A 26,531-nucleotide genomic window follows, 5' to 3' on the forward strand; every position below is an offset into this window, starting at 1 on the left:
GTTTTTTAAGCTAAAAGCAGCCACAATTTTTACTTTATAGAATGTTAGTCAACAAAAGGGGAACATAAACTATAGGATAATTATGATGGATAACTTCAACATCAATCGCAGAAAATTTATTTCAGTCGGTGCCGCCTTAAGTTTGGGGATTCTTTTACTGGGAAAGGCAAGTGCTACTAACCCACCGGCCCCTAAACTGCAACCGGATATCCTACCTGAATGGCGCAACATACAAGCAGGCATGGCCTATCGCCGGTTGGGAAATACCGGTTTGATGATCTCCGAAGTGGTCAATGGTGGCGACCCTGTCCGGCTAGGTAACCTGCGGATGACCGAAATTGCCATGGAACGTGGATTGAATTATCTGGATATGGCGCCTTCTTACGGTAATGGCGAATGTGAAGAAAGTTATGGTAAAATCATCGACAATAGTGCTAAACGCGAAAAGGTATTCATGACCACCAAAATAAGCGGCATGGGCATCATCGCCATGAAAGCAGCTATGGCTGTAGCTACCCAGCATAAAGCACTGCAGCCCATACCCGAGTGGCGCATTCAAAAAGTTCAAAGGATTGTGCCCGGAGAGATGAAAGCCCCGGTAAAAGCCTAAATGTGGGCCTTACAGAACCAAAACATATCCGCAGTAATTTCCAATCTTTGGGATGAACAACATGTAAACGACAACCTATCGGTAGCCAGTAAAAAGTTAGAATTGCAGCCGGGTTAACCGTTTAATGGGTTCCGGGAGGATGAATCCCGGCGAGGATTCAAGCTTGAATAGTGCCTGATCCGAAAGTGTGTTTTTATATTGATATAACGCCTTTAATTCCTGGAAAAGGTAACTCCTGAAATCACTAAAAAAGAATACCCGTTCGTGCTTTTTCCTTAACCACTTCAAATTGGATCCTTAACTCCTCCAATGCGCTCTTTTTTGAAGGGTCTCCCAACAGATTGACATGTTCCTCCGGATCATTATAGTGATCATAAAGCTCTTCATTATTTCCTGTTGCATCATCTCCCCATCGGGTGTACCGCCATTGATTGGTCCTGATGGAAGCAGCAGCCCCACCGTTGGTGATGGTATAGGCGTAATTCTTGTTTTTTTCATATTCACCTGCCTTTAAAAACCCGGCCAAACTCTCTCCCTGAAGGATGGATGGCTTTTCGTTGGCAAACCCAGCCAATTCTGCTAAAGTTGGATATAGATCAATCAATTCCGTAATGGAATTATTCGTGGTTCCGTACTTCTCTTCGTACTTATTTCCCGGTACCGAAATGATCAACGGTGCCGCCACACTTCCCTCCCAAAGGCTGGATTTTGACCAACAATCATGCTCTCCCAAATTATACCCATGGTCCGACATGAAAATGACAATGGTCTCTTTCCTCAAGTCCATCCGGTCAAGGGCATCCAGTAACCGGCCCACCTGCTGGTCCATGAAACGGACACTGGCCATATAAGCCCTTATGGTCTTTCTTTGCTGTATCGCATCCATTCCCCAGACTTTCTCATTTTGTCTTCTCAAAGCCGGCTCAGGAACATTTTCACCAATAGTAAATGAAGACAAAACGGTCTCATGGACCGGATAAGGAGAAAAACTGCTTTCAGGGGCAATCAGGGGCACATGAGGCCTGACAAATCCAACCGCCAGAAAAAACGGGGCCTCATTTTTCACTTTGACCTTGTTGGTCGCATGAGGAGCTACTTTTCCAACCCGGTTTTCCAAAATGGCAATGGCCTGGCTCGCTGCCAGGTAATCCGTCTGCGTACCCTCCAGACTATCGGCAATGACCATTTGGGCAAAATTTGATCCATAATGAAGGTTCTTAGGTGAAAGTAGCTCCAAATGGCCCTGGCTTAGGGTTTCCGGACCAAGCACATTGTACGCATAATCCCAGGAATCAGGCTCATCCCCTCCCGGGTCACCCCTTTCTATACCACCAGGAACACCCATATGAAAAATCTTGGAAACCCTGGCTGTATAATAACCCCGCTCCCTGAAAAACCCTGCCATAGAAGGATGGTTGGCCAAGGCTGCAGTTTCTTTTTTATAGCTACCCGGTTGGTCATTGTTTCCCAATACCCCATTGGTCTGGGGGTACAAACCGCTCATGAAGGAGGCCCTGGAAGGGCCACAAAGCGGAAATTGGCTATAGGCCCGGGAAAACCTTACCCCTTCCCTGGCAAGCCTATCAAGATTCGGGGTGTGATTATCGATATCCATATAGGGTCCAATCCGGGTATTGAGATCATCCGAAACAATTAACAGGATATTAGGCTTTTGTGCATGAAGGTTCAAGCCTATAAAACACATACCTACCGTAAGGAAAAACGTATAAAACCTACTTTTTCTGCAATTTACCGCCAAGATGCATGCTGGTAATTCCTGAATTTTCATTTTCTTTTAATCAGCTTATTGCCTGTTGTTTATATATTCCAAATAAGCATCCAGGTATTTTTGATTCATTTCATCAGAATCCCCATACTCCTTCCGTAGATCCTCCAATTTTTGGTGCAATTCTTCCCTCACTTCCGCATAGGAAGGATCATCATAGACATTGTTCATTTCATTGGGATCCTTTTCAAGGTCATACATTTCCCATTCATCGATGTCATAATAGAAATGCATCAGTTTATACCTTTCCGTGGCCACGCCGTAATGCCTCTTGACCATGTGGACAGAGGGGTACTCATAATAGGTATAATAAACTGCATCCCGCCATTCGTCGGATTGGCCGCTCACCAGGCTCCTGAAAGACTCACCTTGCATTTCCGGGGCATCTTCTACCCCTGCATAGTCCAGCAGGGTAGGCGCAAAATCCAGGTTTTGGACCAGTTTATCGATTTCAGTCCCCGGCTTAATTTCCTTGGGGTATCGGACCAATAAGGGTGTTCGAAAAGATTGCTCGTACATAAACCTTTTGTCAAACCAGCCATGCTCTCCCAGGTAAAATCCCTGGTCAGAAGTGTAGATCACAATGGTGTTCTCTGCCAGCCCATTTTCTTCCAGGTAGTCCAATACCTCGCCCACCCCATCGTCCACGGATTTGATGGTTCTCAGGTAATCCTTGATGTACCTGTTGAATTTCCAAACTCCGATTTCTCTTTCCTTTTCCTTATCCTGAAAGGCAACCCCTTCAGCCTGGGGATAAGCATCCAAAAAAGCCTGGTTTTTTGGATTGTAGGCCTCCCTCCATTGGGTCCTCTGCTCCTCTGTGAACCTTTCCAGTTCATTGGAAAAACCCGTTTCGTTGCCATCCGGGTCTACCTCAAATTTAAAGTCATGGCCCCACCTGGCATGACCGTCAATTTCCATTTCCTGGGTCTTGGCGGCTGTTCCCCTACCCTCGTAGTTGGTCTCATCGTCAAAATAAGTAGCCGGTGGCGTGAAGGTTTTATCGTCGTACAAGGTCAGGTATTTTGGTGCAGGCTTCCAATTTCGGTGAGGGGCCTTTTGGTTATAAATCATCAGAAAGGGCTTGTCCTGGTCCCGACCTTCTTTTAGCCAATCCAAGGCAAATTGGGTGGTGAGTTCGGTAACATACCCTTCAAAACGCTTCCTTTCTCCATTAACCAGAAAATCGGGGTTATAATAATGACCCTGCCCGGGCAGTACCATAGAGTGGTCAAATCCCTGGGGCAAACCATCCAGGTGGATCTTTCCTATCATGGCCGTATTGTAACCCGCCTTTTGAAGCATCTTGGCGAAATTATTCTGGTCCCAGTCAAAGGGTTGGACATTGTCCACTTTCCCATTGAGAAAACTGTGTTTTCCCGTCAAAACTACCGCACGGCTGGGGGCACAAATGGAATTGGTAACCGAGGCCCGGGTAAAAATCGCCCCTTCCTTAGCCAGCCGGTCAATTTGGGGCGTTTCATTTAATCCATGACCATAGGCACTGATGGCCTGATAGGCGTGGTCATCACTCATGATAAAAACGATATTGGGAGGGGAGGTTTTATCCTTCTCTTCTGTGTTGCAGGCCGTCGCCAGTAGGGTGCCTAAAAGAACACCAACAATTATACTATTCCTTTTCATTAACTTTAAATTAGGTTTATTATCGATTCCCGCATTTATATCCCTATATGCAAGGGTTTTCCAACCTTCAAATGGATCCTTTTCTCGAATAAATTTCCAAAAAAACAGAAAATAAAAGCCTCAGGTAATTTGAACCATGATGATCTAATATCCTTCATTTTGAGTTAAATTTGAATTTCGTTCAATTTCAGTTTGTGGAATAGGGTACCTTACCTGATGGTCCATAGCGGCTTTACCCCGATCTCTTGCCATTTCAATAAATTTGCCGTGACGTATCAGATCTTGCCTTCGTAATGCCTCTGTATGGAATTCCCTGCCTCTTTCGTCTAATATAAAATTCCTGAAATCTTCCTTGGCTGGAAAATCGCCTACTGTGAAAGTGGAAACGCCAGCGGCTTCCCTTATCCTATTCAACAAATCTACAGATTCTTGGTTTGGGCCATTGATTTCGTTCAAAGCCTCCGATCTGGAAAGTAGGATATCTGCATACCTGATAAATGGAAAATCATCTGACGAACGGCTAATCCCCTGACTCGGATATTCAGGGAATTTCATACTCCGTGCATTATCATTGCCTAAAACAATTGTCTCACCTTGTTCATTGACAAACTCAAATAAAAATGCGTTTAACCTTTCATCCTCAGGCTCAAAAAGTTCTAGAAAAGCAGACCATATTTTATACTCTGCAGCAAATATGGCACGTGGAGGATATTGCCATTGATAGCCTCTGGGAACGACATGACTTAGCCAGCCATCTCCGGTATTATCATCCGGATTATCTGACATAACGGCCACAAAGATGAATTCGTTGTCTCTTTGGTTTTCGGGACTGAACAACTCTGTTCTATCACCTTGGATAAACAAATCATATACCCCAAGGTCCATCACCTCTCTGGCGGCAGATGCAGCTTCAGGCCAATTTTTGGTCATCATATAAAACTTGGTCAAGGCTCCAAGTGCAGCCCCTTTAGTGGCACGCCCGTATTCAGCATTCCTAGGTTCCACAGGCAATGCATCCGCCGCAGCTATGAATTCATCTGCAATGAATGACGTTATTTCTTCTTCAGAAGCCCTTGCCGGACGATCCGTTACAGTAGTTTGGCTATCGGTAATTAGGGGGACAGGCCCGAATAAATCATACAAGAGAAAATAGTTGAATGCCCTTAAAAACCTGGCTTCTGCAATTGTTTCCCTTTTTCTATCCTCATTCATTTCAATAGCATTTGCATTATCCAGTACAACATTTGTCCTGAAAATCGTACGGTAACGACGTTCCCACATACTCCTAATCCATTGGTGCGAACTTGTCCAGGTGAATTCTTCAATGGGTTCGTTGAAGGTAAATATCCCGCCGCCACGTTCCAAGGCAATATCGGTGTTTACTTCCTGTAGCGTTACCCCATCTCGCTTTATATCGCTATACCTTATTTCACCGTACACCGAATTAAGAACTACATCAAGATCATCGCCTGTGTTGAAAAAATCATTGGGACTCAAGACGGTAAAGGTTTCTTCTTCCAATAGGTCTTCGCATGAAATGAGCACTGAACAAATCATTGCCAACCAAATAAGTGATTTTATCTTTTTCATCTGTTTATATTTTTTTTTATTGGTCAGATGGAATCTTTGACGATTAAAATAATCATTGCCCTGTGTGTTTAATGATGATTTTAATCGTGTCGATTTCATATTTTCAAAAATTTACATTAATTCCGATTGCATATGTTCTGGCAAGTGGGTAAGCACTATAATCAATCCTTAAATTCGAAGTTCCCAAAGAGTTGATATCTGGATTGTAACCACTATAATTGGTCCAAGTGACCAGGTTTTGACCTGAGGCGAACAAAAGCAATGATGAAATACCCTTAATATTTAAGTTTGGAAATCCGTAGGATATCCTGGCACTTCTTAATCTTACAAAAGAAGCTTCTTCTACTACCCTGCTATTGAAATCATAGGTACGGGAAGGGTTAACAAAAGAGGGTTGTTCATTCGTTGGGTTATCAGGGGTCCACCTGTCCAATACATAGGTTTGTCTGTTTCTTAAATCGTCGATTGGGTTTTCAGAATCAATTTTGGTGAAGTTTGCCAATTGAAAACCAAATTTACCTTCTAAGAATAAATCCAGCGAGAAGCCTTTATAGGATAAGGTGTTGTTTAGCCCTAAGGTAAGATCAGGAAACGGGTCTCCTATTATGGTTCTATCCTGATCATTTATTACATTATCACCGTTTAAATCCCTGAATTTTCTACTGCCGACAGCACCATTTGTCTGAGAAGGTGAATTGGCCAACTCCTCTGCAGTCTGGATGATCCCATCGAACACGTGACCATAATAAGCATTGACAGGCTGGCCCACTTCCAATATCGTATAATCTTGCATGAACCTGGTACCGCCTTGAAGAATTCTTGGCAGCTGACCAAGATTAGTAACCTCATTCTTTACTGTGGCCATATTTATATCAGTAATCCATGAAAAATTACCAACGAAGTTCCTTGATGATAGTGAAAGTTCAAAACCACTATTTCTGGTATCTCCTACATTTTGCAAAGAATTGCCAAAACCTGTGGTGGTAGGAATGGGTAAGAGCAATAATAGGTCCCTGGTATTGTTCTGAAAGTATTCCACTGAACCGGATATTCTTCCGGAAAGCATACCAAAATCGACTCCCAGGTTAAAGGATTCCGTTGTTTCCCATTTTAGATCTGGATTTGCCAATTGGGTAGGCGCAATAGATTGAAATTCATCCCCATTAAAAACGGAGATTGGTCCTGACCCCAAAAGAACAAGCGATCTTCCATTATCAATTTCCTGGTTGCCGCTCACCCCAAAACTAGTCCTTAATTTAAAATCGGAAACAAAACCGTCCTCTGGGAAGAAAGCCTCGTTGGATAGGTTCCACGCAAGGGCTCCTGATGGGAAGTAGGCGAATTTGTTGTTCGCACCAAATCTGGAAGACCCATCCGCCCTAAATGATGCCGTCATCAAAAAACGTTCATCATAAGAATAGTTCATCCTGCCAAAACCTGAGACAATATTGTTTTTCCCTTTAAATGACCCGACTTCATATAGCAATGGATCTCCGGAACCTAAATTATTTGGCCCAAAGGATGTGGTTGGAAAATCCATGGCACTTGCATTAAACCCTAAATTCATGAATTCCTGATAGGAATAACCACCAAGCAAATTTAATTTGTGCTGACCATTAAATATCTTATTGTAATCCAATGTGAATTCATAAACATAACTATTGTTTTCTCTCAAGTTTTGCGTTGCCTGACCTTGTCTCAAAAGTCCAATTTGAGTCACAACATCATCGAAACTATCACTTCTAGCAATGCCCTGATCCAAACCAAAATTTAGTTTTGCCTTCAGATCACTGATGACCTCATATTCCAAAAATCCATTACCAAACAGTCGGGTTCTTCTTTCAAATCGATCCATCGTTCGTGCCTGGGCCACCGGATTGCTTAAATCCTGAAGGCTGGTTGAATAGGCCCCATCGCTATTGAATATCGGTTCTGTTGGTGGTAATTGCAATGCCGCCGCAATCACCCCGGCTGTAGCGTTTACTCCAAGACCAAGTGGCACTTGATCCTCTTTGACATAGCTATTATTGAAATTGACCCCTATTTTTAACTTATCACCCACAGAATGAGTTAAATTTATGCGGCCGGAAAACCTTTTAAAACCAGAACTTATTACGATGCCGTCTTGATCAAATGCATTCAAGGATAGGTAATATTGGGTATCTTCAGACCCTCCCGAAAAAGAAAGCCGATGCTCCTGAATGGGTGCGGAACGGAAAATCTCATTTTGCCAATTGGTACCTGCCCCTATGGAAGTGAAGTCATTTTGACTAAAAATCGGTTCAAGGCCCCTATCGCTGTACACGTCATTGTAAAATGACATGTATTGTTGGGCATTCATCATATCTAATGTTTTCGTAGCAGATTGAATGCTGGTCGTGGCATTATAACTTATCGTTAAAGGACTATTTTGCTTTCCATTTTTGGTGGTTATCAGGACAACTCCGTTTGACCCTCTTGCTCCATAAATCGAGGTAGCCGAGGCATCCTTTAACACTTCTATGGATTTTATATCAGAAGGATTTAAGGAATTTTCCGGGTTGGCTCCTGGAAGTCCGTCAATTACATAAAGCGGTTCATTTCCTGCGGTTATGGAATTAGAGCCTCTAATTCTAATAGAAAAATTTCCTCCAGGTCTGGCGCTTGCCTGTGTCACCTGAACACCCGGAAGCCTTCCCTGAATGATCTGCTCTACCGATCCCTGGGAATCCGTATTCAATTTATCCGCCTGAATGGAACTGACGGATCCCGTAAGGTCACTTTTTTTGACTGTTCCATATCCTACGACCACCACTTCATCCAATGAAGAGGCATCCTGTAACAGGGTGATATCTATGGTGGTTTGGGTGCCTACGGCTACTGTTTTTGATTCATAGCCAATGTAGGAAAACACCAGGTCTGCTTCCTCCGGGACGGTAATGGAATAGTTACCATCTATATCGGTGACAGTCCCCGAGCTCGTTCCAAGCACGGTAATCGAAGCCCCTGGTAAAGGCGCTCCGTTTTCATCGGTTACCGTTCCTGAGATTTGAATGTCTACATGTAAAGGCATCGGGGCCTCTCCAGAACCTGGTAAGTTTATGAAATGTGGACTGATGTTGTTGGAAAGAACATTCGTTCCTCCATTGTTAATGGATAAGCCGGAAGCGGTAAGTTGGCCAATAAAAAGCAGAGACAAACAATATCCGTAAATCACCTTTCTAGCAGGTATCCTTTTTTGACTTATCTTTTTCAGATAGAAGCAAAAATCAATTTTCTTCCTGCTGAAATAAGTATTTATTTTCATTACAGTGGGGTTTTATGTTAGTGAATAAAATTACCAGGATATTTTAGTTTTATTATCCAATATTTTACCCATCCTGTGTAATATGTTAGCCCAGGCTTGACAAAAGGTTTAAATTTTTAACGCATGAAATCAATACTTCTAGCAATTTTATTTTTTGGGGAATTGGGCACTTTGTACATCCAATTTATGTGTCCCCCTATTTCTGTGCTCAAAAAGTAAAAGAAGGGGGATGGCGGAATATTCGGGGAATTTCCAGGCACTGAAATCTGAACATTTTCAGGAGAATTTCAGGCTCCGTCTTGAAAAGGTATATACAAATAATACATATAAAGCCACGAAATAAAAGCAAGACAAGTTTGCTGTAAATTAACTGCTTGGCTGAATTCGTTTGGCCTGCAAACAAGGATTGAACCAGGAATTACCTCCCGCAAACAACCGATCAATAAGTGCTTAATTTATTGAACAATTCCGGGTTTACCTCCTGCAGGTAGGCCCGAAGCTTGCTGTCCAGTTCCTCCGCCTTTTTGGGCTGGGATGCGTACAAATCCTTTGTTTCGCCAAGATCATCGGGCAGGTGATACAATTCCAGTTTGCCGGTTTTCCAAAACCGAATGACTTTATAGTCTTCCTGAATCAGGGCTGAGTGGGGATAGCCATCGCTGTACCGATGAAAAACCAGGAAATCATTTTTTCTCCGAACCTCCCCGATTCCTTCCGATTGCAACACACCCGCAAAACTTCCTCCATCGAGGTTATCCGGTAGCCGACCGGTATATCCGGCGAGGGTGGCGAGGGTCGGCAAAATATCCCAACCGCCTACTGGCTCCTGACTCGTACTACCGGGTATTATCCCAGGACCCTTTACGATAAATGGAACCCGTATTCCCCCTTCGTAGAGGGTCCATTTGCCTGCGCGAAGCGGTGCATTCCGCAGGGGGAGTTCGAAGGCATCCGGGTGTTGCAGTTTTTTCCGGGAGGGTACCGGGGGCAGCATTTCCACGGATCCGTTATCCGCCATCAATAGGATATAGGTATTTTCGGAGATGCCCAGGGAAGCAACCTTGTCCAAAACCTGCCCGATGGTGGCATCCATGTCCTCCAACATCCCTGCCCAGGCCGGATGGGTGTGCTTCACTCCTTTTGGTTTGTTCTGGTATTTCTCCAGTGTTGCTTCCCGGGTTTGCATGTCAACATGTGGGGCGTAATGTGAAAGCTGCAGGTAAAAGGGGTTTCCCGCGTCCACCTGCCTTTCCATAAAGTTGATACCTCTCCGAGTGATGGAGGAGCTACGCTTGGGATCATTGGTAAGAAACACCGCCTCCCACTTATCGTCTTTTGCCGTCATTAAATTGCCGTGTGCATTCCGGGTATCGCCGTCGCTTTCGTCAAAGCCCAGATCTTCGGGAAAAATCTCCGCCCGCAAATCCCACTTGCCAAAATGGGCCGCCCGATACCGGGGATCAATGTTTTTCAGCAAAGCCGGAATGGTCAGCTGTGGAGAATTCAATCGGGGATCATGCGTAGCCGGGAAGGTCTTGTCCCCCAGCCTGGCAGGCGTTTGTCCAAACAGGATGCTCCTTCGGGTGGGCGAGCAGATGGCCGCAGGCGCATAGGCACGGGTAAAGCGCATTCCTTCCCGGGCCAGGCGATCAATGGAAGGAGTTTCAAAAAAATCACTTTTGGACGCCGGAATCCGGTCATCCATCCCAATGGAGGTGCTACTCCAACCCTGGTCATCGGTGAGGATAAAGATAAAATTGGGAGTATTTGCCTGTTTTGGAGTAGGAAAGGTGCTACTAGCTGCCGTACACAGTAGCAATAAAAGTGGGAAAATAAAACAAGAGCTTTTCATAATTAGCAGATTCGCTTATAGCTAAACGTTTGGATACTTGTAATTTACCATTTCAAGCGTTTCTGTTTACGGAAGCGCATTACCCCTTTCCAAAAAAGTATCATAAAATGGCTGTCATCCGTGACGGTTTGAAATATAAATTACAGACCAATAAGAAATTACGGCTGGATACGTTCGGTATTCCGCTCATCCCGAATGTTATGTTTCTCATTTCTCAACTGATTTTTTACCTTTAACGAAGGAAATTTACTGATTTTAGCCCACAGTTTGGTTCTTTAATATCAAAAAACAGTCCTTCTATCTTATTTTGCAGAGGATGGATCGGGCTTGGTATTCCCCCTGTAGCAATTGACACTGGGAGATTGTACCATGGCCTTCCTTTCTGTTTCGCAGATTACTTATCTTGACCGAGCCAACCAAGACGTTCCGGGGAATCTGGATACAACCGATAACGCAATAATTAATGGAGTAAGGCTCCATATAAAACAAAAACAAAGGCTCTAATCCTGAAACTAAACATTGGTTTGGACTGGAATTTTAGCTGCATGGTATGGCTTTTTGGTGTTCGTTTGCACAATGCCATGCACTTGTACTTTTTTAAATTGCAAAAAAGTCTTCTAAGGACCCATCATTGCTGCATTTTTATACTTTATCAGAAGAAGCTCATTCAAAACCGCAAAATCGATATTTTTTGCCTTTGCTTTGGAATAGCTCCGGGTGTATAATTCGTCAAAAAAAACGGGAAACCAAGAGCTTCCCGTTTTCTTTACCACATAGTTAATATCCAGGGTTTTGTTGGAGAGGGGGTTGGGTTCGGTCTATTTCGTGTTGTGGAATGGGCCGAACCAGGTGAATCTCGGATAAGGCTCCATTTGCCTTGGTCCAGAAATTGTATTTTTTTGTTCGTTCCAACAACGTTCCCGTCCGTTTGAGATCAAACCAACGGTTGAATTCACCCATTAACTCCCTGGCACTTTCGTCCAAAATCATGTCAATGGAAATCGTGGCGGCGGTAGCGCGATAGGATTCGGTTTCCAAAGAACTGAGGATTTCAGGAAATTTGGCCTTTTGAGGTTCTACACCTTCCCCTACAGCCCGATCCAAAACGCTATTATAATATACCTCAGCACCTCCCAAGGCTCCTCCGGTAGCTCCTTTTACAATGGCTTCGGCTGCTAATAAATATGCTTCAGCAGACCTGAATAGCGCGAAATCAAATGTTCCATGTCCATCTCCATAAGGAATATTGGGTTCCCAGAATTTCCACATGGAGGGCCTGAATGCTGTGAGTCTCGAAATGGCCTCTCCGCTGATTATTTGTTCGTGATTCATGACGGCATATTTCTTGGTTCCCCCTTCGTCAATTCCCTTATCCTCACCATATGCTGGCCTATTCCATGGGGTCCAATACGCAACCGTGTCACCAATATCATAACTTACAGTCAGGCTTGGATCTTCAAAACTATAAGCATAATCATTAACGGGCTGAAGGGCATAAATCACACGCAAAAAATTATGCGCATAGCGACTATCTACCTGAGGATCAAACATTCTATAAAGAGCTGGTGTTGGTTCATTCTGGCCCAGGTTTCGGTTATAATCACTAGTCCTACCCCGACTTCCTACCAGTTCCCCATTTCCTGGAAAAATGGAATGGTAGTAATTTCCAGGTTCTCTATTATTACCCTCCATTGCGTTGGTTAGAACATCATTGTTGTATTGAATGGCAAATACCACTTCACTGTTTCTCGCATCCTGGGGACCGGAATATTGAGTCAGTGGATTTTCAGAACGAATGGGAAATAGCGTGTTGTATGAGTCCACCAAAGGATAGGCTTCAATAACTTTATCCGCATACTCCAGGGCTTTGTCAAAATCATCCGGACTTCCACCCAAAGAGTTATTAAAATTCCAGCCACGAGTCAAATAAACTTTTGCTAAAAGAAACTGGGCTGCTCCTTTGGTTGCCCTGCCATATTCACTGGCCTCTACAGGCAGATCGGCCTCTGCTTCAGTCAGGTCTTTTAAGATCTGGCTGTAAACATTAGCAGCTGATTCTCTTACTACATTCGTATTGGCGGTGATGGTTTCCTCTAGCGGCATGGGGACATCTCCCCAGGTCTGCACCAGATAAAAATAAGTCAATGCCCGTAGAAATTTGGCCTCGCCGACCCTTGCAGCTTTTTGGGACGGATTGGCATACGTAATGTCCTTGGCCCGGTTGATGGCTGCATTGGTCCTGCCAATTTGCCGGTAAAATATATCCCATGGTGCGATGAAGGTTTCCGAGGTAATATTTAAGTAGGTATCCAGGGCCGGTCCCTGACCTACGGCTTTTTCCGTCCAAAGGCCATTTTGAAAAAGGTCAGTTCCTGGCAAGGCAAGTGGATATTGAAGAATAAAATCCCGCAAAAGCGGGTAGCAGGATTTGATTAAATCCTCATAGCCGGCTTCTGTGGTCACATAAGAATCTGTCGTGATATTTGAGATTGATTCTTCTTTAAGGAAATCCTGGCATCCTGTTCCGCCCAACATCAGCAGAAAAAACAGGATTGCATAGAAAAGGTTATATTTTTTCATTTTTTTACTGTTTTAAGTATCAGAAAGGAAAATTAAAAAGATGCACTTACCCCAAATTGGAAAATGGAATGGGGAACATCATCTTGATAGGTTCCTGAATTAAATTCCGGATCCATCCACATATTTTTTTCCTTTGTGAAAATAAATACGTTGTTTGCCTGACCATACAATCTTAAATTACTGAATTTGATGGTGTTGAGTAAACCAGGAGGAAACGTATATCCTAGGGTGATATTTGAAATCCTCCAAAAACTTGCGTCCTTATATTGAATAGCCTCCCTGAAAGGATTGTTTTGCCATACACCATAATAGTCGTCAGTAGGATTGCTTTCTGTCCAATAATTCAAATTCAACCTATTGTACCGGTTACTACCCAGGTCCCCCATAGTACCCTGCAACAAGCTATTTCTAAACTGAACCCCTTGGCGGGTATATATAAAAATTGAGAGGTCCCAGTTTTTATAAGTAAACATATTATTAAATCCAGCCATCCATTTGGGCAATTGATTTCCCAATATCACCCGGTCATCTATTCCCTCGGAAGAGGAAATCAACCCATCATTGTTTTGATCTACCACTTTTACAGAACCAGGTACTTGTCCATAGGACAAGGCTTCCTCAGCTTCATCCAACTGCCAAATACCGTCAAATTCGTAGTAATAGTTTGACCTTAGGGAATGCCCGACAAAAAGTCGGTTGGCGATGTCTTCCTGCACAGTGCCTCCATACAACTCTAAAATTTCATTGTGATTGGAAGAGAAATTAACGGTAGTATTCCACCTGAAATTTTGGGTTTGAACATTGACTGAATTGATGGTCACTTCAATTCCCCGGTTCAGCAATTTACCAACATTAGAGGTTATCGCACCAAATCCAAGGGATGTAGGAATTGCCACATTCTGAATTAAATCATTGGTCTTTTTTGTGTACAATTCGACCTCAGCATTGATCCTATTTTCCATGAACCCCATGTTTACACCCAAATTAAATTCCTCACTGTTTTCCCACCTCAATTGAGAATTCCCGATATTTCTTGGTGCGTAGCCATAAGCTGGATTGCCATCAAAATCATAAGCGGTCCTGTTTAAATATGCCTGTGTACTGTAGGGTGCAACCACGTCATTACCTACGCGACCATAACTTAATCTGATTTTCAAATCCGAAAATAAATTCATGTTTTGGATAAAGGCTTCGTCTCCAATCCTGTAGGCAATGGCTGCAGATGGAAAAAAGGCCCATTGGTTACCTTCTGCTAAAACTGAGGAACCATCATACCTTCCAGTGAGGGTTAACAGGTACTTCTCGTTAAATATATAATTAAACCTACCCATATAGGACAGAATGGATCTTTCTACCAGATCACTCAACACCCCGTTAATTTGGGCAGCGGTATTTAATGCATAAAAACTAGAATTGTATGCCAGGTTTTCTACCCGTATCCTGGATGTTTCAAACCTTTCCTGAAGGGCACTCTGTACCGCCGTGAAATTCAAATCATGTAATCCCCTTTTCAATTTATAATTCAAGATATTGTCCCAGGTATAGGATCCATTAAAGTTAAAGTCGTTGCCGGCGCTGGGAAGTCTATTCAACCGGCTTTTTGAATCCGCTCCTCTGAATTCGCCTCTCCTGCTATTAAAAACAGAAGCCGACATGGAAGACTTGAATGAAAACCCTTCAAAAGGTGTCAACTCAACATACGCATTTCCAAGAAAGCTGGAAACCCTTGTTTCATCCTGAAAATTTTTAGCGGCTACCTCTGTCAGGGGATTATTGACCTGGGTATCTTTGATTCCCATCCAGAACGCGTATCCATCCACATTTTTATCATTGGTTTCAGTGGGGTTACTCAAATCGTCGTAATAGATGGTACCGGTAGGTCTCGCCCTATAGGCATTCCTTAGTGTCTCAAAAGAACCAGTATTCAGAATACTGTAGGTATAGTAGGTGTTAAACCCTACTTTAACCACCTCGTTTAATTTGCTGTCGGCACTTCCTTTTAGGTTAAACCTTTCGAAACCAGTATGGAGTACATTGCCTTTTTCATTCAAATAACCCGCCGAAAAATAATGAGTGGTATTCTCATTCCCTCCGGAAAGAGCAACCACATGACTGGTTTGAAGGGAAGGGTCAGTAACCTGATCCACCCAATTAACCGACCTCCCATTTTGCACGTTCTCCAGTTGTGCCGTTGTCCAAATCACCTGGGCGTTCGGGTTTTCTGCCAGGACCACGTCATTGTAGGCGGTGTAAAATTCTTGTGCATTCATAAGATCAGGCAAAAAAGCCGGGGCTTTCACCCCTGCGTATCCTTCATACGTAACTTTTGTTTTCCCTTGAACCCCCTTCTTAGTTGTGATAATGATCACTCCGTTGGCACCTCTGGCACCGTATATCGCAGAGGAGGAGGCATCTTTTAATACATCCATGGAAGCGATGTCACTGGGATTTAAGGTATTCAGTCTCCCTCCCATGACACCATCAATGACAACCAGCGGTTCGTTGCTGAAGCCAATTGATTGCAGCCCCCGTATATCAATGGTGTAATCAGAACCTGGCCGGGAATTGATTTTATTCACATTAACACCGGCTACCTGCCCCTGAAGTGCTCTTGCCGCCTGAACCGGGTTTTGCCTGATAATATCTTCCGAATCTATGGAACCTACCGCTCCGGTCAAATCACTTTTTTTAACTTCTCCATATCCTACTACTACGACCTCCTCGAGAGCAGATGCATCAGGTTCCAAACTAATGTTTAAACTGGATTGATTGCTAATCGTGACGTTTTTAGCAACATATCCAATATAAGAAAACACCAAAATGGCTCCTTCGTCGACCGTCAGTGAATAATTTCCGTCTAAATCAGTAACAGTTCCGGAGCTTGTACCAAGTACCGTAACCGTTGCTCCTGGCAATGGTTCTCCATTTTCATCCGTTACCTTTCCGGAAACCGTGATGTCTTCATATTCCACCAAGTTAATCAGTCCCTCTTTCTCATATTTTTTGACATGAATCGTTTCGTTTACCTGCTTGAAACGTAAGCTGGACTGGGTAGCAATGGAAACCAGCAGGTCGTACAGGCTTTCGCCCCTGCTTTCCAAAGTTATCAAAGGGCTGTCCCGAATCTCACGGCCGGCAAAAACAAAATTGAAATCCGTAATCTTTTCAAGCTCTTTAAAAGCTGTTTCTACCTTTACTTCGTTCAAAGAAAGGTATACGCTTACCTCTTCAATACTTTTCACCTGGGCATTGCCATTCCAGGCAAGCAGCAAACTCATGCTGAGGCATTGTAGGGTAAAAGCCATGGTAAATAATTTGCTCATGTAGATTACATGCTTAAGTAGGTATTTTTTCATATCTTTACAGCGTTTGTTTTGCATAAATAAACAGTTTTCGGATGAGGGATGGCCGTCCCGCATTCCGCTTACACTCGGGGACTTACTTGTTGATGCAAGTAGGTCCCCTTTTCTTTTTGACTCTTATTTTTTCTTAATAGGCAGTACTTAGTTAAACACCAGGGTTACCCGGTCTTTGTCGATGGTAAACTCAAAACGGGCCGAATAGCTCAGCCCCTCCAATACGTTTTTCAGGGTTTGGTCCTGAAACCGGCCCGAAACTTCCAGATTCGGATGGGGTGAATTGGAAAACCGAATGGAAACACCGTACCAGTTTTCCAACACCCGTTTTATCTCCCACATGGGGCTTTGGTCAAAGACAATGGTTTTTTTGGTCCATGCCAGGACCCGGTCCTGATCAAAAATTACCCGTTTCATCTCCTGATGATTTAAATCAATTTCCAACCCCTCTCCTTTTTGCAAGTTGACCGGCTGGGAAAGAACCGAGTCCCGCTGAACAAGCACCCTACCCGTAAGAAGCGATATATCCAGGGATTTGTTATCGTATGCTTTGATATTAAAGGAGGTACCCAGGGCAGTGGTGGAAACAGGGCCTGTTCTGACAGTGAATGGCCGTTCTGTTTCTTTTGCTATTTCAAAAAATGCCTCACCCCGCAATTCCACAATGCGCTGATGGGGCTCGAAATTTTTGATATACCGGAGCGAACTTCCCGAGTTTAGAATCACCTTGGAACCGTCCTGTAAGGTCAAATTGGATTTTACCCCCGGGGGGGCCACGTGCTCCTCGTAAACCACAGGAATTTCCACGATCTTCGGGACAGGCTGGGGGAAAAATACATTAACCAGGAACGACAGTGTAAAAGCAACAACCAATATGCCCACCAACCGGTAAAATTGCATTGACCTGTGGTAACCAGTTGACTTTCTGCTTTCGAAATGCCTTAGGGTACTTGAGGAATCGAGTGGAATGACTTTTTTGTCCTGAATTTCCAACTGCAGTTTATCCACGGCTTGGTCAATGTGATTCCAAGTATCCTCTATGCGCCCTTCTTCTACTTCCCTAGCCCGTCTGGACATATTCAGCACCAGTCTCCTGGCCTGCATCATTTCCTTTTGCTTCCTGGGATTTTCCCTGGTATACCCTTCCCAATACGTTTTGGTAGCCCTGTCAGGGGACAAGACCCATTTTTGGAATTCGGGGTCCAATACAAAATCTTCTGTCGTATAATCTCGCTTGCACATAAAATTGGTATTCATACAAAGGAGACAAGGGAATGAAAAAGTTATCCTTCGAAAAGAAAAATATTTTAAATATTTTTTAAAAATAGCTATAAACTAAGGATCAAAAGCCCTTAGTGCCTGTATTAACCGTCTGTAAAACGATTAAAACAGAATATCCATCTAAGCATCCATCCAACCCTCATCAGCGGAACTCTCTTAAATAAGACAGCCTTTTCCTAAAGTAAAAATTATTTTTGCAGGCATGTAAATTTATAACATATTGTTTTATTGGTATTTAGTTAAGGAAACCCTTACCGGCATTGGTCGGGAAAGACTCTTTCCCCGTGAAGGTAGATTTGTGTGCGATCGGATTTGGGGCGTCAAAAAGCTTCCTTCCTCAGCCCGATTGCCAGCGTATAAAAACGGAATGAACGAAAAAATCCCCCTTCGCCCCCTTAGCAAGGGGGATTAGTTCACGATCGGATTTACAGTATTTCAAACGCCTTGCCTACCCTCAGCCCGACCACATTACCCAATTTCAGCAAAAAATCTCCTTTTCAGCAAATCCCCCTTTACCAAAAGGGGCTGGGGGATTTTTTAAGGCATTTCAAATAAAAAAGAATAACCCTACCAGCATTGAAACCACATACTTTTTCAGACTACTGATGGCTTTCCAGGCAAGTGTATATACCGACCGCAGGTTGATGCCCATCATTTTTGAAACTTCCTCATAGGAAAACTGCTCAAAATACAGCAACTGTATGGCCTGCTTTTGCCGGAGGGGCAATTTCTCTAGCCCGGCCGCCAATTTGATTTGAAGGCTTTTTTCCTGCTGCACCCCAATGAGTTCACCCTCCTTGGATTCAAGGGATAATAGATGCGGGCCATCTTCCCCCAGTTCTTCCCATTTCCATTTGGATCGCTTCTTGCTTTCCCGGTATATTTTATTGGAGAGGGACCTGAAAAGGTACACTTTTACATGATCTGCTTTCGGAAGATTTTGGTGGTACTTCCACAAATCAATAAAAACTTCCTGAATACAGTCCTGCACAAAATCGGCATCATTCACCAAGGCCAGGCCATACTTGAAAAGTTCATAGGCAAATAAACGGTACAAGCCTTCCAAACCCTCTCGTTCTCCATTTCGTAACGATAGCCAAAGCTCATTGCGGTCACTAAAGGAAATAGGGTTTTCCTGGTATTTCACGATGGTTATTTTGGGTAAATGTTTAATTCAACTCCTAATGATCGGTATAAATTTAAAAATTAGCAAATCTTGTTAAGAAAAACCCTTTTATTTGGTAACCGACGTACAATCAAACGAAGGAATGGTCATGTTGCCATCGAAAAAATCCTTTCCCTTCCGGTTTTTTTACAGAATGGTATTTTTAGACAAACTGATCCTGTTTCCTCATTTTGTGCCGAAAACAACATACCTTGCGGCAGGGCGAACGCAGCAATCTCCTCATAAATAAGGGCTACCCTTTTTTTTAACCTAAAAATTCTCTAAAATTATACCAAACCAGAGGTAAACCTCCTCGTCCAATCCAACAGGAAAAGAGCTGGACCCGAAAAAAACCTTTACCACACTCCTTCGAAAACCATGAAAATAATGACCAAAATAGGCAAACCATTTGCTTTTTCTTTCTGTCTTTTCACCCTCGTGTTTTGCGGTCAATCACCGAAAAACAATAATGTAACGCCTGAAACCATGGAAGAAAGCTACTATTCCCTGGAAGATTTTGACCGAATAGAAAAAATCGATGCCCATTTGCACCTGAGAACGGATTTCGACACCGTCTTTATACGTCAGGCAGCCCGGGATAAGTTTAGGCTGCTGAACGTAAGTGTGTATACCTCTCCAAACCTGACACCGGAAGCGCAGGAAAATTTTTCGTTGAAACTCATTGGCGAATTTCCGGATATCGTTACCTATGGCACGACCTTTTCCCTGGAGGGATTTACGGACAACGATTGGGAAAGGAAAACCCTGGACTATTTGGAAAAATCCATTGCCAGGGGAGCTATAGCGGTAAAGGTGTGGAAAAATATTGGCATGGAGTTGAAAAATGAAAAAGACGAACTGGTAATGATTACCGATCCTGCCTTCGATTCCATCCTTCAGTTGTTGGTGGAAAAAGACATTACCTTGCTAGGCCATCTCGGGGAACCGAAAAATACCTGGTTGCCGCTGGAAGAAATGACGGTGCAGGGGGACCGGGAATATTTTCGGGAAAACCCCAGATACCACATGTATCATTTCCCGGATTTACCTTCGTATGAGGAGCAGATTAGCGCCCGGGATCAACTGCTCGCCAATATTCCGGATCTAAGATTTGTCGGGGCGCATTTGGGAAGCCTGGAATACGATGTAAACGAACTGGCAAAAAGACTGGATTCCTATCCCAACATGGCGGTGGATATGGCAGAAAGAATTTCCCACCTGCAACACCAGGCCGTAACCAATTGGAAAGGAGTGCGCGACTTTATCATCGAGTACCAGGACCGACTCATCTATGGAACGGATTTGCGGGCCGGAGCATCGGACATACAGGCGAAGGGATTGACGAAACCGGAAGAAATTTCGGAACATGCCCATCAGGTTTGGTTAAGTCATTGGCAATTTTTTACCGGGGATGAAGAGATGCAGGTACCAAAAGTCACCGGTAGCTTTAAAGGATTGAAATTGCCCAAGACGGTGGTGGATAAAATTTACCGGACCAATGCCGAAACCTGGTACCCGGGACTCCGCCGCTAGTTCCGGATGGTAATAAAGTTTTCAATCCTTGCGAATGCCAATGGAACAACTAAAGAAAGGCTTGATGCAATAGCTGCTGCTTCCATTCGGTTTTATTGACCATCAATTTTCAGCTTAAAATCCCGGCTAGTTGATTTTTCTGCCGTAGGAAAATCATCTGGTATGGGTTGAGTAACCTTTCCTGTTGCCGCCCATTCCGCTCCTCTTAAAAATGAAGTAATAAAACCAACGCTTTCGATTGAAAAATCATCATGCCCCAGGGTGGTGTGAAATACCCGCCCTTTGCCGTAGTCCAGCACCATCAGCATGGGTTCGTGCCGGTCAGTAGGGGCTTTGCCTGAAACATCCTTTCCTGTAGCCAGTATGGTCAAGTTTTCGGCCGGTCCGCGCAATTGGGAATAGCATTCATCCTTCGTAGTTAGCCATACTTCCGGCATTCCCCTGGTGATGGGATGATCCTTTTTACGAATGGTGATGGGAAAAATATGGCTGGGTCCATGGGCACCGCCTTTCCCCGGTGAAGGATCTCGTACCAGCTCGCCTTCATTAGTATAATACACATAAGGTCCATCTTTTTCAGTACGGTCACCCCAGCCTCCCAGGCCAATCATTTTATTGTATTCCAGCCAGTCAGGAAAGGAGTTGTTTGCAGCGTGAACGGAGACAAAGCCTCCGCCGGAGGACATATATTCTTCCAATGCTTTCTGGGTCTCGTCCGGCCAATCCGCAGCTTTCCAGCCAAAGTTGGAAATCACAACATCATAATCCTTGAACAAGGGGGAGAAATCCGGATCATGCTGAGGGTTTTCCAGATCTGTGGTTGCGCCCACTCCAGCTAATGGCAAGTACTCCTTTTCCCTTTCTGCGCCCCAGGTAAACCTGGTTCTGTAAATAGCTACCTGAAAAAGCCCCGTTTCTTCCAGGTACTGCTTCAGCATTAGGGTAGCTTTCGGCCATACCGAATGGTTGTTTTGACCGTCAACGATTAGCGCTTTCAAAGGGGCTTTTCGTTCCGGTTCATGGTAACGCTCGCTCGTGTCCATCTTATCCAGCCAGCGGGTTGTAGTTTCGAAATGACCATTTAAATTTAGTGAAAGCAAGTAGATTACAAAATAAGGAAGGAATTTCATGTGTTTATAATTTGTTTTAATAGGCCACATGGAATCTCGCATGTTGGATAATCATTCCTCCGTGTGTCGCTTGGGACATGCTCGATTTCATGCTATTATATTTTAAATATTATAATATCTGGGTTTTCGTCAGATTTGAAACTTGCACTAATGTATTTACTTTTCTCGCCACTATCCATTAGGCTGCCGACTTCCTTGTTACCCACAGGACGAAAACAGCTTTCAGGGCATCAACACTTTTAGTACCTATTTGTCCCCAATTTCATTGAACTAAAGATAGAGAATATCGTGGATTTTAAACAGATGTCTGGCTTTTTTCCGTTGAATCTGAACAATAAAACGATTGTCATTTTCACGGTTGATCATAATAAATTGCCGCAATTTATAAACCTTCCTAAAAGAATTGTTCAGCCAGTTCACTTCTTTCCTTTAAAAACTTCGTATTTTGGGGAATTAAATCATCCAGCAAATAGGATCAAAGCCTCTTGTCAAAATAAAAAGGCAGTACATCAATCAATTTTACCTGATAAAATTCCGGATGAAGGGTATTGATCACATAATTGGACTCATCAGGAATAACCGCAGAAGGAACCTTTAGCAGTAGGGATTCATTTTTCTGAAACCAGGGGGATCCAATTTGCTGGCAAGGATTATAAAACGAGCTTTGGTTCCAGTCATTCGGCAGATCGGACAAATTTACCTGTCTGGCCGAAATTTGGTCGGGCACATAGATGACCATTGTTCTAAAGGTACTTTTGGTTTGTCCTATGTTTTGGTGTACCATATTTTCTAAACAGGCCAATGAGCGGCTCCATGAAGTGTATATGACTTCTTCACCTGCCCTGTTCCACCTTCCAGGAAATCCAGGGGCAAAAATTGTTTGTGAAAATGCAGCTTTTGTAATCCTGAAAAGTTCCATTTATCAGACCACGTATCCATGAGCAATGCGCAATAATGCTTGCATTACCAGGTCAACTCCGGTATTTGATTTCAAGAAGTCTAATGGCTGTTTATTGTCAAATGCAAAAGCGGGCGAATGCAACCAATCTCTAAAAACCTTACTACTTTCAAAAACCTCCGCTCCAAATTCAAACAGCTCATTTAATTTCAAAAGCAGTTCTCCCTCTAAAGTACCAAAACTCCTGCCTTTATTTCTGTAATTATCTATAGTCCTTGGGTCCAGACCCAATAAAGCGGACAATACCTGCTTTTGCAGTCCTGACTTTTTGAGCAACTCATCAAACAGGTCAATGTGAATACCCTTATCCACCTGGTACACTACCTGAAAATCGTCTCGTGCCTCCTTCAAATTAAATTTTTATTAAAAATAAGTATTTTTTCTTTCGATCCAAGAATTTTTGTTGTTGTTCTTGATCAACACAAGCTAAACGAGTCAATCTTACTCCCCTCTTAAAATGGGTTTCAGCACCTCCAAATCCCCATCAATATCATCTGGAATAGTCAAGCCTAAAATCGAGCATAGCAATGGGTAAACATGGATATTCTGAAAAGGAGTAAGGGAAAACCCTTCCTTTATAGCCGGTCCATTGGCATAAAAAATACCATGCAGGTCCTGAAATTCCGGGATGTACCCATGTTCTCCAAAAACATCCGTCTGAAACATGGCAGAACGGTTTTGGTAGCTCACCATTCCTTTGATGGTGGCCAGATAATAGCCCAACTCAGGCATGATCAGGATATCTCCTTTCCGGCTTTTATATTTCTCCGGATCTTTATAATAAGTCAAATCCTGTACCTTCACCGCCGAGAAAGGCCCCTCCTGCGCATTTATTTGTTGATACACAGCATCGATTTCTGCAGGATTTTCCAGGTATAGATGTGCCAGGGCACCATTATTTACCACCCTGGCATCAAGGCCCTCGGTGATATGATCCAGGTTGAGCAGGTTTTCCTTTGGCACATTGGTCATCCCATGGTCGGATACGATGATGACATTGATGTCCAGGTCAAAACTTTCCAACCCTTCAAACAAGGATCCCAATTCGCTGTCAAGCCGGTACAGCCGCTCTTTAATCTTTTCATCATTATCGGGACCGTAGCGGTGGCCAACATCGTCCATATCTGAAAAATAGAGGGTGATGAGCCTTGGCCGCTCAGCTTCAGGTAGCTGAAGCCATTCAAAAACCTTGGAAATCCGACTCAGATTGGGAACACTCCCATCAAAGGAATAATAGTAACTGGGTCTGACCCCCTTTATCGGAGCTTCCGATCCCACAAAAAAGTAGCTGGCTGCTTTTATACCATTTTGTTCCGCCAAAACCCAAATGGGAGTGCCACCATACCAATAGCCGTCCTCCACAATACTTCTGTCTCCCATCCGGTATACCTCATCTTTCTCGGGCTCATAAAAGGAGTTGTCTACCAGGCCATGGTGCTCCGGAAGCATACCAGTGGCAATGGTATAATGGTTTGGAAAAGTCTTGGTAGGAAAGGAAGGAATCATAGCATCCGCAGCAGTCCCCTCCTCGATGAATTGGGTCAGGTTTTTCGGCTTAAAGCGATCGGTGTAATCGTACCTGTAGCCGTCAAGGGAAATTAATATCAGATAGGGTTCCCTTTCCTGAGCAAAAAGCCAGTTGGTAGAAAATAGCAGCAATAGAAAAATCCAGCAACTGGAAAATAATGGTTTCATGCTTCGTAAAATTCATTTGGCAAAAATCTGTTTAGGATCCTGAAAGGCTTTGAACTCCAAAGCATTGCCACTAGGATCCAGGAAAAACATGGTGGCCTGCTCCCCTACTTCCCCTTTGAACCGGATATAGGGTTCAATGATAAATTCGATCTGGTGATTTTTTAGCTTCTCTGCCAAATCATGCCAGTCTTTCCATTTTAAAACCACCCCAAAATGTCTGACAGGAACATTTTTACCGTCTACCTGATTGGCCTTTGCCTGAGCCAATTCTTCGGGTTTCACATGGGCAGAAAGCTGGTGTCCGAAAAAATTGAAATCTATCCACTTATCAGTGCTTCGGCCTATTTCACATCCCAGCAAATCCTGGTAAAAAGTTTTGGTTTCGTCAATGTCCCTGATAGGAAATGCAAGATGAAAGGGTTGAATGGCAGTCATACTGGTTTAGGTGATTTATGATCCGGAAAGGCATAAAATTAAAAAATAAAACATGAAAGCCTGAGGCCTTCATGTTTTATTTTCATTGCTTAAATCAATAACCCGGATTCTGTTCCAGGTTAGGGTTGATGTCAATTTCAGATTGAGGGAAGGGAAACAAATAATGCTTGGCAGGATCAAATTGCCGCTGTATACCAGACCCCGGCTCTACCAGGGTTGGTATGTATTCTTCAGCATATCTCCACCTTTTGATATCCCTGTACCGCATGCCCTCAAAGGCAAATTCCACCCTTCTTTCGTTCCAGATCCTATCCCGCATTTCATCCTGGCTCAAGCCTTCAGGAAGGGATGGCATATCCACACCCGGGCGGGTTCTAACGGCGTTTACCGCATCATAAACGGCCTGCGTAGGGCCGTTCAATTCATTCGTGGCCTCCGCAAAATTTAGCAGAACCTCTGCGTACCGGATCAATACCCAATCCTGCTCGCTTTTGGTGGAATAGTCAATCGGCAGGGTTTCTACATTGCCTCCTTTGGCCGGCATCAGTCCGGTCATGGAAACCCCATTGTAGGCAAACTCCACCACTTCACCGGACGCTTTGACCGCCGCATCATTAAAATCCCGCATGGTCTTACCTAGCCGGGGATCCCTGTTTTCCTTCCAGTTATCGGGGTCATACAAGGGCGATTCAGCAATGGATAAACCATCGATGCATTCAAAGGCATCTCTCAATTCTGGTCTTGGATTCCATATGCCATGCCAGAGAATCCTGATATCCTGATTGCTGAAATTATCGGGATTGAGGTATTTGGTAGAAAACATGATCTCAGGGTTGTCACTCTGCCCTTCCGCCAGGAACATGTTTGCCCAATCTTCCGCAAAAAGGCTAAATTGCCCGTCTGTCATGACCTGAGAAGCTGCCTGTGCCGCAGCAGCCCAGTCGGATTCAAATAGGTGTACCCGACTCTTCAGGGCAAGTGCAGAGCCTCTTACGGCGTGTCCACTGGAACTATAATCTGTATTGGGAAGACTGGCAATCGCTACATCTAAATCAGCCAAAACCTGATCGATCACCTGATCCCGGGAACTTTGGGCCACCTTTGCATCATCAGCGGATACCGTAGAGGTGTAAAGTGGCACTCCTCCGTAAAAGTCTGCCAGGGTAAAATAAAAGAAAGCCCGCAAAAAAAGCACCTCTCCTTTGTACTGCACAATTCTTTCTGCCGGCATATCTACCCTGTCTATATTTTCGAGAAAGTAGTTACAGGTAGCTATTCCCTGATAACAATGGTTGTAAATGTTTGCGAGCAAGCCTCCGGAAACAGCTTCCATTATTCCCATAGCAAAGGTACCCGTGGAAGCAGCTCCAAGACTCTGCCCCCCTTCATTCGCATCCCCTGCCATAATGGCCAGGGAATAAACCCCTTCATGGTTAAAAGTATTGGTATTGAGTCTGGAATAAACACCAGCCAAAGCCAAATCCGCATCCTTCTGGGAATTCCAGAAGGTGGGGCCTGATATTTGGGTGGTAGGATTCCTTTCAAGAAAATCTGTACATGAAACAGAAAACAAAACGACCAGGCCTATCAGAAAATAATTGTATATCAGATGGTTTATATATTTCTTCAT

Annotated in this window: 17 protein-coding genes; 2 read left to right on the forward strand and 15 right to left on the reverse strand. The window is 43.8% G+C overall.

Annotated elements, in window-relative coordinates; translation table 11 throughout:
- The first annotated feature begins 82 nt into the window (after positions 1–82).
- On the forward strand, positions 83–610 hold the full coding sequence (locus GL182_RS07205) for an aldo/keto reductase (protein WP_163378961.1): 528 nt from the start codon (positions 83–85) through the stop codon (positions 608–610).
- A gap of 244 nt (positions 611–854) precedes the next feature.
- Here the strand turns inward: GL182_RS07205 and GL182_RS07210 are convergent, their stop codons facing one another.
- The 9 genes from GL182_RS07210 to GL182_RS07250 form a co-directional block, all read right to left on the reverse strand.
- Complete coding sequence (locus tag GL182_RS07210; RefSeq protein WP_240469718.1) at positions 855–2,399, reverse strand: sulfatase; 1,545 nt, start codon at positions 2,397–2,399, stop codon at positions 855–857.
- A gap of 15 nt (positions 2,400–2,414) precedes the next feature.
- The gene (locus GL182_RS07215) at positions 2,415–4,040 is read right to left on the reverse strand and encodes a sulfatase (RefSeq protein WP_163378962.1); all 1,626 of its coding nucleotides are present in this window, start codon (positions 4,038–4,040) and stop codon (positions 2,415–2,417) included.
- A 144-nt stretch (positions 4,041–4,184) separates the two neighbouring features.
- Positions 4,185–5,630 (reverse strand): RagB/SusD family nutrient uptake outer membrane protein, encoded by a 1,446-nt coding sequence (locus GL182_RS07220; protein WP_163378963.1) that lies wholly within the window; start codon positions 5,628–5,630, stop codon positions 4,185–4,187.
- Between the two features lie 103 nt (positions 5,631–5,733).
- On the reverse strand, positions 5,734–8,916 hold the full coding sequence (locus GL182_RS07225; protein ID WP_163378964.1) for a SusC/RagA family TonB-linked outer membrane protein: 3,183 nt from the start codon (positions 8,914–8,916) through the stop codon (positions 5,734–5,736).
- 439 nt (positions 8,917–9,355) lie between these two features.
- Positions 9,356–10,768, reverse strand: coding sequence for a sulfatase (locus tag GL182_RS07230; protein ID WP_163378965.1), 1,413 nt, complete (start codon positions 10,766–10,768; stop codon positions 9,356–9,358).
- Positions 10,769–11,545: 777 nt separating this feature from the next.
- On the reverse strand, positions 11,546–13,348 hold the full coding sequence (locus tag GL182_RS07235) for a RagB/SusD family nutrient uptake outer membrane protein (RefSeq protein WP_163378966.1): 1,803 nt from the start codon (positions 13,346–13,348) through the stop codon (positions 11,546–11,548).
- Positions 13,349–13,380: 32 nt separating this feature from the next.
- Positions 13,381–16,704: a SusC/RagA family TonB-linked outer membrane protein gene (locus GL182_RS07240; RefSeq protein ID WP_163378967.1), complete on the reverse strand. Its 3,324-nt coding sequence runs from the start codon at positions 16,702–16,704 to the stop codon at positions 13,381–13,383.
- A gap of 147 nt (positions 16,705–16,851) precedes the next feature.
- On the reverse strand, positions 16,852–17,961 hold the full coding sequence (locus tag GL182_RS07245; protein ID WP_163378968.1) for a FecR family protein: 1,110 nt from the start codon (positions 17,959–17,961) through the stop codon (positions 16,852–16,854).
- A 571-nt stretch (positions 17,962–18,532) separates the two neighbouring features.
- Positions 18,533–19,132, reverse strand: coding sequence for an RNA polymerase sigma factor (locus tag GL182_RS07250; RefSeq protein WP_163378969.1), 600 nt, complete (start codon positions 19,130–19,132; stop codon positions 18,533–18,535).
- A gap of 405 nt (positions 19,133–19,537) precedes the next feature.
- On the opposite strand from GL182_RS07250, the gene GL182_RS07255 reads away from it, so the two are divergent.
- The gene (locus GL182_RS07255; RefSeq protein WP_240469720.1) at positions 19,538–20,683 is read left to right on the forward strand and encodes an amidohydrolase family protein; all 1,146 of its coding nucleotides are present in this window, start codon (positions 19,538–19,540) and stop codon (positions 20,681–20,683) included.
- A gap of 92 nt (positions 20,684–20,775) precedes the next feature.
- Here GL182_RS07255 and GL182_RS07260 read toward each other — a convergent pair whose 3' ends face one another.
- From GL182_RS07260 to GL182_RS07285, 6 genes are all read right to left on the reverse strand, one after another.
- Positions 20,776–21,813 (reverse strand): ThuA domain-containing protein, encoded by a 1,038-nt coding sequence (locus GL182_RS07260; protein ID WP_163378970.1) that lies wholly within the window; start codon positions 21,811–21,813, stop codon positions 20,776–20,778.
- 475 nt (positions 21,814–22,288) lie between these two features.
- A complete protein-coding gene (locus GL182_RS07265) occupies positions 22,289–22,732 on the reverse strand; it encodes an RES family NAD+ phosphorylase (RefSeq protein ID WP_163378971.1) in 444 nt (147 codons plus the stop codon).
- A 3-nt stretch (positions 22,733–22,735) separates the two neighbouring features.
- The gene (locus GL182_RS07270; protein ID WP_163378972.1) at positions 22,736–23,122 is read right to left on the reverse strand and encodes an antitoxin Xre/MbcA/ParS toxin-binding domain-containing protein; all 387 of its coding nucleotides are present in this window, start codon (positions 23,120–23,122) and stop codon (positions 22,736–22,738) included.
- 90 nt (positions 23,123–23,212) lie between these two features.
- A complete protein-coding gene (locus GL182_RS07275) occupies positions 23,213–24,466 on the reverse strand; it encodes an ectonucleotide pyrophosphatase/phosphodiesterase (protein WP_163378973.1) in 1,254 nt (417 codons plus the stop codon).
- Positions 24,467–24,478: 12 nt separating this feature from the next.
- Entirely contained in the window at positions 24,479–24,901 is a 423-nt protein-coding gene (locus GL182_RS07280; RefSeq protein ID WP_163378974.1) for a VOC family protein, read from the reverse strand.
- Between the two features lie 94 nt (positions 24,902–24,995).
- Positions 24,996–26,531, reverse strand: coding sequence for a RagB/SusD family nutrient uptake outer membrane protein (locus GL182_RS07285; protein WP_163378975.1), 1,536 nt, complete (start codon positions 26,529–26,531; stop codon positions 24,996–24,998).

The sequence above is a fragment of the Cyclobacterium sp. SYSU L10401 genome, from assembly GCF_010993705.1.
Taxonomy (GTDB): domain Bacteria; phylum Bacteroidota; class Bacteroidia; order Cytophagales; family Cyclobacteriaceae; genus Cyclobacterium.